The 14,239-nt window shown below is 63.2% G+C and carries 12 protein-coding genes; 9 read left to right on the top strand and 3 right to left on the bottom strand.

Translation table 11 applies throughout. The features are described from left to right. Positions 1-161: 161 nt before the first annotated feature. Positions 162-3,125 carry a DNA polymerase I gene (polA, locus tag AC04SI_RS09890; protein ID WP_404278323.1) on the bottom strand — a complete coding sequence of 988 codons (2,964 nt, stop codon included), beginning with the start codon at positions 3,123-3,125 and terminating at the stop codon, positions 162-164. Positions 3,126-3,566: 441 nt separating this feature from the next. Here polA and AC04SI_RS09885 point away from each other — a divergent pair, with 441 nt between their 5' ends. The 6 genes from AC04SI_RS09885 (at position 3,567) to AC04SI_RS09860 (ending at position 7,608) form a co-directional block, all read left to right on the top strand. Further along, complete coding sequence (locus AC04SI_RS09885; RefSeq protein ID WP_404278140.1) at positions 3,567-4,952, top strand: M20/M25/M40 family metallo-hydrolase; 1,386 nt, start codon at positions 3,567-3,569, stop codon at positions 4,950-4,952. Positions 4,953-5,043: 91 nt separating this feature from the next. After that, on the top strand, positions 5,044-5,664 hold the full coding sequence (locus AC04SI_RS09880) for a ribonuclease D (RefSeq protein ID WP_404278137.1): 621 nt from the start codon (positions 5,044-5,046) through the stop codon (positions 5,662-5,664). 72 nt (positions 5,665-5,736) lie between these two features. Continuing rightward, entirely contained in the window at positions 5,737-5,940 is a 204-nt protein-coding gene (locus tag AC04SI_RS09875; protein WP_404278135.1) for a hypothetical protein, read from the top strand. A 102-nt stretch (positions 5,941-6,042) separates the two neighbouring features. Next, complete coding sequence (locus tag AC04SI_RS09870) at positions 6,043-6,297, top strand: GlsB/YeaQ/YmgE family stress response membrane protein (protein WP_404278133.1); 255 nt, start codon at positions 6,043-6,045, stop codon at positions 6,295-6,297. 24 nt (positions 6,298-6,321) lie between these two features. Then, on the top strand, positions 6,322-6,468 hold the full coding sequence (locus tag AC04SI_RS09865; protein WP_404278131.1) for a hypothetical protein: 147 nt from the start codon (positions 6,322-6,324) through the stop codon (positions 6,466-6,468). A gap of 177 nt (positions 6,469-6,645) precedes the next feature. Next, a complete protein-coding gene (locus AC04SI_RS09860) occupies positions 6,646-7,608 on the top strand; it encodes a YncE family protein (RefSeq protein WP_404278129.1) in 963 nt (320 codons plus the stop codon). On the opposite strand, the gene AC04SI_RS09855 is transcribed toward AC04SI_RS09860, so the two are convergent. Beyond that, on the bottom strand, positions 7,595-8,701 hold the full coding sequence (locus AC04SI_RS09855) for a glycosyltransferase family 9 protein (protein ID WP_404278127.1): 1,107 nt from the start codon (positions 8,699-8,701) through the stop codon (positions 7,595-7,597). The two genes, AC04SI_RS09860 and AC04SI_RS09855, sit on opposite strands and share 14 nt — an antisense overlap. A 383-nt stretch (positions 8,702-9,084) precedes the next feature. On the opposite strand from AC04SI_RS09855, the gene AC04SI_RS09850 reads away from it, so the two are divergent. Together AC04SI_RS09850 and AC04SI_RS09845 are read left to right on the top strand one after the other, a co-directional pair. Continuing rightward, the gene (locus AC04SI_RS09850; protein WP_404278125.1) at positions 9,085-11,334 is read left to right on the top strand and encodes a transglycosylase domain-containing protein; all 2,250 of its coding nucleotides are present in this window, start codon (positions 9,085-9,087) and stop codon (positions 11,332-11,334) included. A gap of 162 nt (positions 11,335-11,496) precedes the next feature. Further along, complete coding sequence (locus tag AC04SI_RS09845) at positions 11,497-12,249, top strand: SDR family NAD(P)-dependent oxidoreductase (protein WP_404278123.1); 753 nt, start codon at positions 11,497-11,499, stop codon at positions 12,247-12,249. 20 nt (positions 12,250-12,269) lie between these two features. Here the strand turns inward: AC04SI_RS09845 and AC04SI_RS09840 are convergent, their stop codons facing one another. Then, positions 12,270-13,190 carry a zinc-binding dehydrogenase gene (locus AC04SI_RS09840; RefSeq protein WP_404278121.1) on the bottom strand — a complete coding sequence of 307 codons (921 nt, stop codon included), beginning with the start codon at positions 13,188-13,190 and terminating at the stop codon, positions 12,270-12,272. A gap of 215 nt (positions 13,191-13,405) precedes the next feature. Here AC04SI_RS09840 and AC04SI_RS09835 point away from each other — a divergent pair, with 215 nt between their 5' ends. Beyond that, positions 13,406-14,215, top strand: a complete 810-nt coding sequence (locus AC04SI_RS09835; protein ID WP_404278119.1) for an AraC family transcriptional regulator — start codon at positions 13,406-13,408, stop codon at positions 14,213-14,215. Positions 14,216-14,239: the final 24 nt, after the last annotated feature.

Genomic DNA, 14,239 nt, shown 5'->3' with positions numbered 1-14,239 from the left:
ATGCCGGCCTGCAAATGGCGGCTTCCTGCGCTTCCGGTTCTCACGTACTTCAAGTACGCTCCGCTCCGGTTCTCGGAAATCACCTTGTTTGGTCGCTTCGCGCCCGTCTTCGACTCCGGCTCGGCCTGACCTGAATCTCAACACACCTTGGCTTCGGCGCTTTAATGCGCCTCGTCCCAGTTGTTGGCGGCCCGCGCATCGACATGCAGCGGCACCGACATCGAGACCGCCGGCATCGGCGCGTTCTCCATCACGCGGCGCACGACCGGGATCGTCGCCTCGACTTCCGCCTCCACCGTCTCGAAGATCAACTCGTCATGCACCTGCAGCAGCATGCGGGCGGAAAGCCCTGCCTTCTCCAGCGCCTCGTCCATATGCACCATGGCGCGGCGGATGATATCGGCGGCGGTGCCCTGCAACCTGGCATTGATCGAGGCGCGCTCGTTGAAGGCGCGGATCGAAGGATTCGACGATCGTATCTCCGGGTAATGGATGCGGCGGCCGAAGATGGTTTCGACGAAGCCATGTTCGCGGGCATAGGCCTTGGTCGCATCGATATAGTCGCGGATGCCGGGGAAGCGCTCGAAATACTTCTTGATGTAGGCGCCGGCTTCCTCGCGCGGGATCGACAGCTGGTTGGCCAAACCAAAGGCCGAAATGCCGTAGATGATGCCGAAATTGATCGCCTTGGCGCGGCGCCGCACTTCCGAAGGCATGCCTTCGACCGGCACGTTGAACATTTCCGAGGCGGTGATGGCGTGGATGTCGGCGCCGTCGGCGAAGGCCTGCGTCAGTTGCGGGATCTCGGCGACATGGGCAAGCACGCGCAATTCGATCTGGCTGTAGTCGGCCGAAACCAGCTTGTGGCCCTTGTCGGCGATGAAGGCGGTCCTGATCTTGCGCCCCTCGGCGGTGCGCACCGGGATGTTCTGCAGATTGGGGTCGGAGGACGACAGCCGGCCCGTCGTCGTCGCGGCGAGCGCATAGGAGGTGTGCACGCGCCTGGTGTCGGGATGGATGAAGCCGGGCAGCGCGTCGGTATAGGTCGATTTCAGCTTGGTGAGCTGGCGCCAGTCGACGATCTTGCGCGGCAATTCGTGGCCTTCGGCGGCGAGGTCTTCCAGCAGCTGCGCCGAAGTCGACCATTGGCCGGTCTTGGTCTTTGAGCCGCCCGGTAGGCCCATGCGGCCGAACAATATGTCGCCCAATTGCTTCGGCGAACCGATGTTGATGCGCTCGCCGACGAGGCCGTAGATTTCTTCCTCCAGCCGTGCCGCACCCTGCGCCAGTTCACCGGAGAGCCGCGACAGGATCTGGCGGTCGACCGAGATGCCGCGCTGTTCCATCCTGGCCAGCACCGGCACCAGCGGCCGCTCCAGCCGTTCATAGACCGAAACCAGCCCCTTGGCGGCGAGCCGAGGCTTCAGCACCTGCCACAGCCTCAATGCCACATCGGCGTGCCCGGCGGCGTAGGCGGTCGCCCTGTCGATGTCGACCTGCTCGAAACCGACCGAGCTTCTTCCGGAGCCTGCGAGATCCTTGAGAGGGGTCGTTGAGTGGCCGAGCCATTTGTCGGAAAGAGCCGACAAGGTGTGGTGGCCGGTGCCGGCGTCGAGTACGTAGGAGATCAGCATGGTGTCGTCGAAGGGCGCGACGTCGACGCCATGGCGGCTCATGACGACGATATCGTATTTCACGTCTTGGACGATCTTGAGGACCGATCTGTCCTCCAGCAGGGGTTTTAGCAGCGCCAGCGCCTCGCGGATGGGTACCTGGTTCTCCAGCATTCCGCCGCCGAGCAGGTCGCCGGCGCCGCTCTTGTGGGCGAGCGGCACATAGGCGGCGCGACCGGGCGCAATCGCCATCGAAAAACCGATGAGGTCGGCCAGCATCGGGTCGGACGACGTGGTCTCGGTGTCGAAGGCAACGACGCCGGTCTCTCTCGCCTCAGCCAGCCAGGCCTTCAGCGTCGCGATATCGCGGACCGCGACATAGGCGCCGGCGTTGATCCTGGCGGCGGAAGCCGCTTCGAGGCGAAGGGCGGCGAGCAGGGAAGGGGTATCGCCTGCCTTGGCCGCCTCCGCCTTGCCTGCAGCCGGCGCTGCTCCGGCTTCGTTCGTCCCCGCGCCCGCCGCGCTTGGGGCTGCTGCCGGTGCGCCGGCGCCGACATCGGGACCATGCGCGGTGTCAGCGCGTTCGACCGTGACGGCAACGGCCTGGACATCGCCGGCCTCGGTGCCGGTCGCTTCCGCCACACGGCGGGTCAGCGAGGTGAATTCCATCGTCTTGAGGAAGCCGATCAGCTTCGGTCCGTCCGGCGCATGCAGCACGAAATCGTCGAGCCCCTCGGCCACCGGCACGTCGTTCTTCAACGTCACCAGCTGGCGCGAAATGCGAGCCTTGTCGGCATTGGCGATGATCGATTCCCGCCTTTTGTCCTGCTTGATCTCGCCGGCGCGCTCGAGCAGCCCGTCGAGGTCGCCGAACTGTTCCAGCAATTGCGCGGCCGTCTTCGGCCCGATGCCCGGCACGCCCGGCACGTTGTCGACGGAGTCGCCGGTCAGCGCCTGCAGATCGATCATCTTTTCCGGCGGCACGCCCCATTTCTCGACCACCTCGGGAATGCCGATCTGGCGGTCCTTCATCGGGTCGTACATGCCGACCGTGTCGCCAACCAGCTGCATCAGATCCTTGTCGGAGGAGATGATCGTGGTGTCGCCGCCGGCCTCACAGGCAAGCTTGCAATAGGTGGCGATGAGGTCGTCGGCCTCAAAACCTTCCATCTCGATGCAAGGCAGGTTGAAGGCCTTGGTCGCCTGGCGGATGAGGCCGAATTGCGGGATCAAGTCTTCGGGCGGGGCCGAGCGGTTGGCCTTGTATTCGGGGTAGAGCTCATTGCGGAAGGTTTTTGACGAATAGTCGAAGATGACGGCGAAATGCGTCGGCACCACACCGACATCGGTGTTGCGGGCGTCCTGCATCAGCTTCCACAGCATGTTGCAGAAACCGGAAACGGCGCCGACCGGCAGACCGTCCGATTTGCGGGTCAGCGGCGGCAGCGCGTGATAGGCGCGAAAAATGTAGCCGGAGCCGTCGATAAGGAAGAGATGATCGCCTTTTTTCATGCCGGCAGGGATAGCGCGGCGCGGCTGCGCGGTCCATGCCAAAGGCGGCTTCTGTCAACGGTTCCGGCAATACCCTGACAGAACCCTGATGGGCCGGGCGCTCACAAGTATGTTACAAAAGTGTAATTTTGGTGCCCTTGAATCGCCACGTTCAAGGACCCAAATACACGTCATCGGCAGTTTTCGCCGAAGTCCGGAGCAAGGCCCGTCCCCCGCCTATCCCGGACACCTGCGGCAGCCTATCCCCCCTCTCCGGGCTGCCGCAACGTTTCGAGTAAAAGGCCGCCGTGGTTCCCCCTCCACCACGGCGGCTCTTTTTTGCCTTCCGGCTTTTGCCGTTCATCTTGACATTTCCAACAGCAAAGGCGCTGGTCCAACGTTCCCGGCTTTTCGTTTTCGGCTCGTCGCTTTAGGGTCGGCGCAAAATCGAAAGGCCAATGAATGTCCAGAGTTTCTCCCGTCCTCGATCGTCTCGACAGCAATCTCGACCAGAGCCTGGAGCGGCTGTTCGGCCTGCTCAGCATCAAGTCGATCTCCACCGACCCAAGCTACGCCGCCGACTGCCGTAAAGCGGCGGAATGGCTGGTGGCCGAGCTCAAGCTGATCGGTTTCGACGCCAGCGTGCGCGACACGCCTGGACATCCGATGGTGGTGGCGCATCATGAAGGACCGGCAGGGGCGCCGCATGTGCTGTTCTACGGCCATTACGATGTGCAGCCGGTCGATCCGATCGAACTCTGGGAAAACGACCCGTTCGCGCCGGCGGTGAAGGAGATTGCGCCCGGCCACAAGGTGATCACCGGCCGCGGCTCGGCCGACGACAAGGGTCAATTGATGACCTTCGTCGAGGCCTGCCGCGCCTGGAAGCAGGTGCATGGCAGCCTGCCTTGCAGCATCACCATCCTGTTCGAAGGCGAGGAGGAATCCGGCTCGCCGTCGCTGAAGCCGTTCCTCGACGCCAACAGGGCCGAACTCAAGACCGACTTCGCGCTGGTTTGCGATACCAGCATGTGGGACCGCGAGACGCCGTCGATCTGCGTTTCGCTGCGCGGCATGGTCGGCGAGGAGATCACGGTCAAGGCGGCCAGTCGCGATCTGCATTCCGGGCTTTATGGCGGCCCTGCAGCCAACCCGATCCGCATCCTGGCGAAAATCCTGGCCGACATCCATGACAAGGACGGCCGCGTGACCATTCCCAGCTTCTATGACGGGGTCGAGGAGACGCCCTCGCAAATCCTGAAATCATGGGAGACGCTCGGCGAGACCGCCGAGACATTCCTCGGCCCCGTCGGACTTTCCATCCCAGCCGGCGAAAAGGGCCGTTCGGTGCTCGAGTTGACCTGGGCGCGGCCGACCGCCGAGTTCAACGGCATCATTGGTGGTTATACGGGAAAAGGCTTCAAGACGGTGATCGCCGCTGAAGCCTCGGCGAAAGTGTCGTTCCGTCTGGTCCACAAGCAGGACCCGAAGAAGATCCGCGCCGCTTTCCAGGCTTTCGTCAAGGAACGCATTCCGGCCGATTGCTCGGTCGAGTTCCACCCGCATGGCGGCTCGCCGGCGATCCAGCTCTCCTACGACTCGCCGTTCCTGGCCAAGGCCAAGGACGCGCTGTCCGACGAATGGGCGAAACAGGCGGTGACGACGGGCGGCGGTGGTTCGATCCCGGTGGTCGGCGATTTCCAGACCTATCTCGGCATCGAATCGCTGCTGGTCGGCTTCGGCCTCGACGACGACCGCATCCATTCGCCCAACGAGAAATACGAGCTCACTTCCTTCCATAAAGGCCAGCGCTCCTGGGCCCGCATTCTCGACGCGCTGACGCGCTGACGCGGGAATCACGAATGGCGTGAATTCAACTTTCTATTGATTTTTCTGCCGATCGCGGCGACGAGGGATCACGCCGCGACCGGAGAAGACGATGAGCGATATCCGCTTCCACAAAAATGACCTGCCCGACCTTTCGCACTACAATGTCGGGGCGGTGGCCATCGACACCGAGACGCTGGGGCTGAACCCGCATCGCGACCGGCTCTGCGTGGTGCAGATTTCGCCCGGCGACGGCTCGGCCGACGTCATCCAGATCGCGCCCGGCCAGAAGAAAGCGCCGAACCTCGTCAGCCTGCTCAGGAACAGGGGCATCACCAAGCTGTTCCATTTCGGCCGCTTCGATCTCGCCGTGCTCTACAATGCCTTCGGCGTCATGCCGGAGCCGGTGTTCTGCACCAAGATCGCCTCGCGGCTGACCCGCACCTATACCGACCGGCATGGGCTGAAGGACATCTGCAACGAGCTGCTCGGCATCGGCCTGTCGAAGGCGCAGCAATCGTCGGACTGGGCAGCCGAGACGCTGTCGCCGGAACAGCTCGAATATGCCGCCTCCGACGTGCTCTACCTGCACCAGCTGCGCGAGGTGCTGGCTGCCCGGCTGGCGCGCGAGAACAGGACGAGGGAGGCCGATGCCTGCTTCCGCTTCCTGCCGACGCGTGCCAAGCTCGACCTGATGGGCTGGGCGGAAGAGGACATCTTCGCCCATAGCTGATGGCTCCGGAACCAGGGCGCCGCTGGCCGCGTTCCGTCGGCTCAAGGAGGCATGACCTCGAAGAGGGAAGACATGGCAGACCGCAAGCCTATATCGACCGCGCCGACGGACGGTTCCAGGGTTACCGTCTACTGGAAAGACGCCAACAGCGTGATCAACGAATCCATCGCGCAGTACCGCGACGGTGCCTGGTGGACCTATATCGACAGCGATACGCAAAAGCGGGTCGAACCGACGAGCTGGCGGCCCACCTCTGAGGAGAGTGACGACGACTGACCCCGCTGGCGGGGCCGGCTGCTTTCGCATAGCCTGAAGTCGTTGATATCGAGGCCGATTCGGGGCTTTCGCTCCGCCGTCGCCCTTTGCTCGGAGGAACTAATGGGTATCGAAAGCCTAATCATCTTCATCATCATCGGCGCCTTCGCCGGCTGGCTGGCCGGCCTCGTCGTCTCAGGCTTCGGCTTCGGCCTGGTCGGCAACATCATCGTCGGCATTATCGGCGCCTTCATCGCCGGCTGGCTTTTCCCCAGGCTCGGCTTTGCCATTGGCGGCGGCATCCTCGCCGCCATCATCAATGCCACGATCGGCGCCATCATCCTGTTGCTGGTGGTCAAGGTCTTGAAACGAGCCTGACGCACGACAGCAAAAGGGCGCGCCATGAAACAGAACATGCTCTATTTGATCATCGGCGCGCTCGTCGTGGTCGTCATCGCCCTTGGCATCTATGTCTATCGCGAGCAGACCAAGCCGAAGGGCGTGGAGCTGAAGATCGACGACAAGGGCATTTCGATCCAGCAGAATTGATTCACGCCGGATTGCCGTGATCGGGCTGACCGGCTTGACCGGACAACCGCGGATCAGGCCTTGTCATCGCGTCTCAAGCCAAGGCGGCAGCGGGCATCTTCCATTCCTTCCTCTCTTCAGGTCAGGCCTCAGGTGATACCCCGGATCGACTTCAGGGCCAGCGATGCTGTCCGAGCCGTGCTTTCGGCAATCGGGCGCACGGAAGATGTGCGCTTTTCGCCCGACAACCGGCTCTTGGCAATCGCCGGCTTTGGGCGAAAGCGCTGCCTGATCCTGCGGATCGAGGTCGAGCCAGCCTCCGATGGCCCCGAGGTCACGATCCATGATTACATGGAACTGACATCCGACTGCATCGGCGAGGTTCATGGCCTCGATTTCATCGACGGCCGGACCCTGGCTGTCGCCAATCGCGACGGGCTGGTTGGGATATTTTCGCTGCCGGCGGGAGAGCCTGCCGGCAGAAGCCTTGAAATCTCGCCGCGTCGCCAGATCAAGAGCGGGCTGTTCTGCAAGCTGAGGACGCCCGGTTCGATCGCAGTCAGGCGGGAGTCACCCAGCCGGACCAGCCTGCTGGTCTGCAACAACTATACGCACCGGGTCACCCGTCATGTCGTCGACCGGCGGCTGGGATATCGTGCGCTGAGGAACCAGGTGCTGCTGAAACGGGGCCTCGATATTCCCGACGGCATCGCGCTCAGCCATGACGGCCAGTGGGTCGCCATCAGCAGCCATGGCACCCAGGATGTGAAAGTCTACAGCCTGCCGGGACCGCTCGGACCCGACACCGAGCCGGCCGGGATTCTCGAGAACGCCAACTACCCGCACGGCCTGCGCTTCACCGCTGACGACCGGCATGTTCTTGTCGCCGACGCCGGCAGTCCAAGGCTGCACGTCTATGACAGCGAGGGCGGCTGGAGCGGACGCCGCACACCGTCGCGCTCGCTTGTCGTCCTCGACGACGAGACCTTCCTGCGCGGCAGGAACAGCGACGAGGAAGGCGGTCCGAAGGGCCTCGACATCGACCGCTCGAACAATGTCGTTGCGTTGACTTGCGAAGAGCAGACGCTGGCGTTTTATTCGCTGGCGTCGATCATCGGGCGGGCAGCGCAGCGGCTCGAAGCGGACATTACGCGCCTCTAAGGGTAGTATTTGAAATGATTGGGACAGGTGCCGCCCCGACAAGCTGAACATCAGCAACGCCAACTTTCGGTTGGTCATGAGGGGTTGAGCCTGGCGCCGAGTTCGACGCCCACCGAACTGTCTCTCGGACGCGAGCAACCACGACATCAAGAGGTATATCCTCGGTTTTCCTCGACCCGAACTCGCGCGCTTCCACTACCCAATGATACGGGGTGAGCGGGCGCCAGAGGCGGGCTTTCGACGGGCCTGCCAATGTAAGCAGTGCACCTTGCCGAGTGGCCACCAGATGTCCAAGCCCGCTCTCCGCGGCAACAATGCAGATCGCACGATCGGCGAGGGCGTGGAACAGCCAAGGAAGCAACGCCGAATCCTGGACCGAACCGACATCGACAATCTTCGACACGCCGTCCTTTTCAATCCAGTTGCGCTGCTCGGTTTCTTGAGGCCCGAGCAGGAAAACAGGAAGGATGCCATCGCTGGCAATGTGTTTGGCGAGGTCCGTCCATTTCTGCCGATGCCAGAACTTGTTCATAGTCGGGCCGGGAGACAGGCCTATGAAGCGCTCGCCCGATGGAATGAGACGCAAAGCCTCGTCGCGTGCCTTTTCGAACACGGGCAATTTGGCGTCGAAAGGCAAAAGGCGGCCAATGGCCAGTTCGACCATTCGATGCCATCGCAGGGCGTTGGTAGGGGGGCGGGGCTCGAAAAAGCCGGCAATATTGCGCCGCAGAGCGAAGCCTACCGAATTGGCCATGTAGCGCGCAGGCAGTCCTGCCGCTGCAACATAGCTCCGGGGTGTTTCCTTGCTTGAGCGAAGATCCAACACGAGGTCCACCGTGCCAAGTCGGCGCATCAGCGCACGCATCTGGGAAATGCTGGACAGGCGCTGATCGACTAGAATTTCATCGATAAGCTCGGGTTGAACGGGGGCCAATGTTGTGCGCCATACCGTGTCCAAATCCGATGCGCAGACGATCCAATGAGCGGGCAAAGCCAGCCTCAGCGCGCGGTAAACTGGAACCCGCAAAATCGCGTCCCCAAGCTTTTCATTGCGCGTCAGCACCAGGACTACTGGCTTTTCTGAAATCTTCATGTTCGCAGCGCCAAGCCCCCGAAAATCTTCGCGCTAATGCAAGATGATGCCGAAGGCAAGCAGTGACCGAGCCACAGGCCAGGTATGCGGCGAATACTTTTTCCCTCGCGAGTTCACATTGCGCGGCCAAGGGAACCCCAGGAATAACATCGATCAGGATTTGACCGCGCCGCGCAAACCAGGACGAAAGGCTTATGTCGGCATGAAAGAACCTGTTTCGCGCGGGAAAGCATCGGTAACGGCGGCGACAACGGGCAGTAGCGGGTTTCGAAATTTCCAAGGCAATTCAACAGGCTGCGAATCCGCCGCTTTAACGCGCCTTTAAACCGCCGCATCTACTCTGCAACCGGAGCGCCATAGGCACGGGACAAATAGCACAGCGCATGGCGAACCGCAGAGACAGTCGCATCGAACCCAGCTTCGAGGGGCCGTCACAGGCAAAAACCTCGGCCGGGTTTTCGGTGAGCGAGGAGGATCGCGTCGTGCCGGGCAATCGCAAATCCTCCGCTGGTCGTAAAGCCGGAAAGGCAAAATCATCGCGGCGTGGACGCGGCCGAAACCGGCGCGGCCTGTTCGGTGCGCTTGGCCGCCTAGTCTACTGGTGCTTCGTGCTCTGCATCTGGGGCGGCATCGCGGCGGCCGGCATCGTCGTCTACTACGGCGCGAAGATGCCCGCGGCCACGACCTGGTCGATCCCCGACCGTGCACCCAACATCAAGATCGTCTCGGCCGACGGACAATTGCTCGCCAATCGTGGCATGAGCGGCGGCGAGGCGGTCGGCCTGCACGAAATGTCGCCCTATATTCCCGAAGCCGTCATCGCCATCGAGGACCGCCGCTTCTATTCGCATTTCGGCATCGACCCGATCGGCCTGTCGCGCGCCATGGTCACCAATGTGCTCGGCGGGCATTTCTCGCAAGGTGGCTCGACGCTGACCCAGCAGCTCGCCAAGAACCTGTTCCTGACGCCGGACCGCACGCTCGAGCGCAAGGTGCAGGAAGTGCTGCTGGCGCTGTGGCTGGAGCACAAGCACACCAAGGACCAGATCCTCGAAATGTACCTCAACCGGGTCTATTTCGGCTCCGGCGCCTATGGCGTCGAAGCGGCCTCGCGGCGCTATTTCGGCAAGAGTGCGCGCGACGTCACTCTGTCCGAGGCAGCGCTTCTGGCCGGCCTGTTGAAAGCGCCGTCGCGGCTGTCGCCGGCGCGCGACCCGAAGGCGGCCGAGGACCGGGCGCAGCTGGTGCTCGCCGCCATGCGCGACGAAGGCAAGATCAGCGCCAAGGAACTGACGTCGGCGATGAGTGCGCCGGCAACGCGTGCGCCGTCCTACTGGACCGGCTCGGAAAACTATGTCGCCGATACCATCATGGAAGAACTGCCCGACCTGATCGGCGACGTGCGCGGCGACATCGTCATCGACAGCACGGTCGACCTGACGCTGCAGAAGCTCGCCGAACAGTCGATCCGGCGGCTAATCGACGAGAGCGGCAAGAAGCTCAATGTCAGCCAGGGCGCGCTGGTGTCGATCGACGATTCCGGCGCCGTGCGCGCCATGGTCGGCGGCTACGACTATTCGACCAGCCAGTTCGACCGCGCCTCCGAAGCCCGCCGGCAGCCCGGCTCCGCCTTCAAGCCGTTCGTCTACATGGCCGCACTTGAGGCCGGACGCACGCCGGACAGCGTGCGCAACGATGCGCCGATCAAGATCGGCAAATGGACGCCGGACAATTACGGCGGCAAGTATTTCGGCAAGGTGACGCTGGCGACGGCACTGGCGAAGTCGCTGAACTCGGTCGCGGCACAGCTGACCATGGAGGTCGGGCCCGACGCGGTGGTCGAGGCGGCGCACCGCATGGGCATCCAGTCCGAGCTGCAGGCCAACACTTCGATCGCGCTTGGCACTTCCGAAGTGACGCCGCTCGAGCTGACCTCGGCCTATGTTCCCTTCGCCAATGGCGGCTACAAGCCGGACATCCATTTCATCCGCCGCATCACCACGACCGAGGGCAAGGTGCTCTATGACGCCAGTGGCGGCGGCGCGCCGCGCGTCATCAAGCCAGAGATCGTCGGCATGATGAACTCGATGATGACCGGCACGGTCGAGATCGGTACCGCCAAGAAGGCGGCCTTTGCCTGGCCGTCGGCCGGCAAGACCGGTACCAGCCAGAATTCGCGCGACGCCTGGTTCGTCGGCTACACCGCCAACCTGACCACCGGCGTGTGGTTCGGCAATGACGACGGCAGCGCGATGAAGAAGGTCACCGGCGGCGCGCTGCCGGCGCAGGCCTGGCACGAATTCATGGTCGCGGCGCATGAAGGCGTGCCGGTGCGGCCATTGCCCGGAACCTGGAAGTCGACGCCATCGGACACGATCGTGCCGGACGACATACCGTCGGCCGATGCCGGACCGGCGCCGGTGCCGCAGGCTTCGGTCGGCCAGTCCCAGCCTGCCGCCCAAGCGCCAGCCCGCCCTGCACGGCCCGCCCAAACGGTCGATGCCGACGGTTTCGACATGCCGGGCGACGGTGGGACCACCGCTTCGGTCGGGCATCCCGTGCCGCCCGGCAATGTCGGCGGCCCGATCAAGAAGCGGCAGACGTCGATCCTCGACATCCTCACCGGGGGTTAGAGCCTGATCCATCCCGATGGAATCGGGATGGATCTACCCCTTTGTTTGTCCATGATCTTTTCCGAAAACCGGATTCCACTTTTCGGGATCATGGTCTAAGCGGCAACTCGCCTCTCGCCACGGCATCGGCGTTCCGCTAAATGTCCGGCTGGAGACCGCGACATGGCTGAACTCGACACCAGAAAGACCATCGTGCTTACCGGCGCCAGCCGCGGCATCGGTCATGCCACCGTCAAGCGTTTCTCGCGCGAGGGCTGGCGCGTCATCACCTGCTCGCGCCAGGCTTTTGCCGAGGACTGTCCGTGGCCGGCGGGGCCTGAGGACCACATCAAGGTCGATCTGGCCGACCAGGAAGATGTCGGCATCGCCGTTTCGGAAATCCGTCACCGGCTGGAGGCGCATGGCGGGCACCTCAATGCGCTGGTCAACAACGCCGGCATCTCGCCGAAGCTCAGCGACGGCAACAGCCGGATGAACTCGATCGAGACGCCGATGCATGTCTGGCGCGATGTGTTCCAGGTCAATTTCTTCGCGCCGATCATGCTGGCGCGCGGCTTGTTCAAGGAGCTGGCATCGGCGAAAGGTTCGATCGTCAACGTCACTTCGATCGCCGGCACCCGCGTTCATCCTTTCGCCGGTACGGCCTATGCGACATCGAAGGCTGCACTCGGTTCGCTGACGCGCGAGATGGCGCATGATTTCGGCCCGCACGGCATCCGCGTCAATGCGATTGCGCCGGGCGAGATCGACACGGCGATCCTGTCGCCGGGCACCGACAAGATCGTCGAGACCATCCCGCTGAGAAGGCTCGGCGCTACGGCCGAGGTCGCCGACATCATCTTCTTCCTGTGTTCCGGGCAGGCGTCTTATGTGACGGGCTCGGAAATCCACATCAATGGCGGCCAACACGTGTGAGCCTGTTGGCTAAGGATTGCTCATCCGCTTATGGTGAGAACAGCCTTGCCGCTGATGCTGCGCTGTCGCAGTGCTTCCAGGGCTTGGGCGATGTCTGTCCACGGCACGGTCAAGGCCACGCGGGTTTCCAGCCGGCCAGCCGCGACCAGAGCGAGCAGCGATGCGATGTCCGCGCCAATGCCCGAGCCGGAAGTGTAGTACGCGAAAGTCTGAAGCCTCGCCCCCTCGTGACCCGGAACGAACTGACGGAATCCGACGGGCGTGAGTTCGCCGCTGCTCGAACCGAACATGACGATGGTGCCGCCAGGGGCGACGCGTTCGATCGCGTGTGCGAGGCTTTCACCGCCGACTGACTCGGTGATCAGCGAAAACGGCCCCTCAGCCAGCTCGATCGACTGGACAACCTGCTCGGCGCCCAGGTGGCAGAGATCCTCGCCGTGCCGGGATGCGGCGACTGCGGTGACCGACGCACCCTGCTCGCGGGCGATCTGGATTTGGAAACGACCGACCGCACCGCTTGCGCCGGTGATCAGGACCTGCTGGCCGGCCAGGTCGCCGCCATGGCGCAAAGTCCTCAGCGCCGTCGTGCCCGCGACAGGAAGCGTGGCCGCAGAAACGAAGCTGACGTCATCCGGCAGTACGGCGAGACGGTCGGTCGAAACGGCGACACGTTCGGCCCAGCCGGCCTGGTCGACCAGAGCCGCAACCCGCGCGCCTACAACTGGCCCGGAGCCATCGGCTGCTGCCCGATCGACAACCCCAACGATGTCCTGGCCGGGTATCCAGCCATTCGGACGTATGGCGAGCAGGCGCAGTTCGCCGCGGTTCAACGAGGTTGCGTGGACCGAGACAAGCGCCTCGTTCGAGGCCGCTTGAGGCTCGGCGAGCTCCGCGATCCTCAGTCCGGTCGCGCTATCGGAAGAGATGACGAGGGCGAGCATAGTTCATACCTCACTGCTGCGCGGTGGACGCACAGCCTCCGGGCAGTTGCCATGCCCGGTCTTGCTGGTTCGACTTGGAGCGCCAGCGGCCGCCGGCCGAAGAAAGTCGCCACCTCCGCACGCTCCAGAGTTGTTCATTCGCAAGCGGAACCTATCGATTTTCTCCCTTGAATAATCTAGATATTGATGCATTTGATCGCTAAAAACAGTCAATCATGAGACAACCCCTCCGCTACCCTTGGCTTGATCTCGATGTGGATGACCCTTCCGCGCCGGCGATTGCCGTGCGCGTTGATGTCCCCGAGACCAGGGCGGAGGTACCCGCCCATCGGCACCGCAAGGGTCAACTCGTCTTCGCGCTCGGAGGCGGCGTCACATGCCACGTCCCAAGCGGCCTGTGGATGGTGCCGCCTCATTGCGGAGTCTGGATTCCCGGCGACATGGAGCACAGCAATGTTGCGACGGCCAACGCCAGGATTTTTTTCGTGTACATCGAGCCGGGAGCCGCCAGTCTGCCGGACCGGTGCTGCACGCTTTCGATCTCGCCGCTGCTGCGCGAACTGATCATCGAGCTGTCCGATGGCGTGCAGGACGATCCGGCGAGGGATGAGCTTTTGACCAGGGCCCTGCTTACCGAGTTGCCGCGTATGCCTGTCCAGCGGCTGCATCTGCCGTTTTCATCCGAGCCACGCTTGAGGAAGATCGCCGAAGCGTTGGCGCAAGACCCTGCCGACCGCAGCACACTGGCAGAATGGGCCAGTCGCGTTGCGCTTAGCGAGAGCAGCCTGGCGCGTCTCGTCGTGAAGGAAACAGGGCTGAGCTTCGGGCGCTGGCGCCAGCAATTGCATCTGATCGTCGCAATTCGAGAATTGGCCTCCGGTGCGAGCGTGCAGCAGGTTTCGGGCGATCTCGGCTATGGTTCCGTCACGGCTTTCATCACCATGTTCAAGAAGGCGCTTGGGATGCCGCCGGCAAGATACCTCAGCAGTATCGCGCAAAACGGCGGCTCTGCATTCGTCGCCTGATCAACCCGATTGCGAACGCAGTCG

Source organism: Mesorhizobium sp. CNPSo 4689, assembly GCF_057784325.1.
This window is presented reverse-complemented; position numbering and strand designations above follow the sequence as displayed.

Coding starts and splice junctions, on each gene's coding strand:
- AC04SI_RS09885 (WP_404278140.1), top strand. CDS start 3,567: ATGTCCAGAGTTTCTCCCGTCCTCGATCGTCTCGACAGCAATCTCGAC.
- AC04SI_RS09855 (WP_404278127.1), bottom strand. CDS start 8,701: ATGAAGATTTCAGAAAAGCCAGTAGTCCTGGTGCTGACGCGCAATGAA.
- AC04SI_RS09870 (WP_404278133.1), top strand. CDS start 6,043: ATGGGTATCGAAAGCCTAATCATCTTCATCATCATCGGCGCCTTCGCC.
- AC04SI_RS09850 (WP_404278125.1), top strand. CDS start 9,085: ATGGCGAACCGCAGAGACAGTCGCATCGAACCCAGCTTCGAGGGGCCG.
- AC04SI_RS09835 (WP_404278119.1), top strand. CDS start 13,406: ATGAGACAACCCCTCCGCTACCCTTGGCTTGATCTCGATGTGGATGAC.
- AC04SI_RS09840 (WP_404278121.1), bottom strand. CDS start 13,190: ATGCTCGCCCTCGTCATCTCTTCCGATAGCGCGACCGGACTGAGGATC.
- AC04SI_RS09875 (WP_404278135.1), top strand. CDS start 5,737: ATGGCAGACCGCAAGCCTATATCGACCGCGCCGACGGACGGTTCCAGG.
- AC04SI_RS09845 (WP_404278123.1), top strand. CDS start 11,497: ATGGCTGAACTCGACACCAGAAAGACCATCGTGCTTACCGGCGCCAGC.
- AC04SI_RS09865 (WP_404278131.1), top strand. CDS start 6,322: ATGAAACAGAACATGCTCTATTTGATCATCGGCGCGCTCGTCGTGGTC.
- polA (WP_404278323.1), bottom strand. CDS start 3,125: ATGAAAAAAGGCGATCATCTCTTCCTTATCGACGGCTCCGGCTACATT.
- AC04SI_RS09880 (WP_404278137.1), top strand. CDS start 5,044: ATGAGCGATATCCGCTTCCACAAAAATGACCTGCCCGACCTTTCGCAC.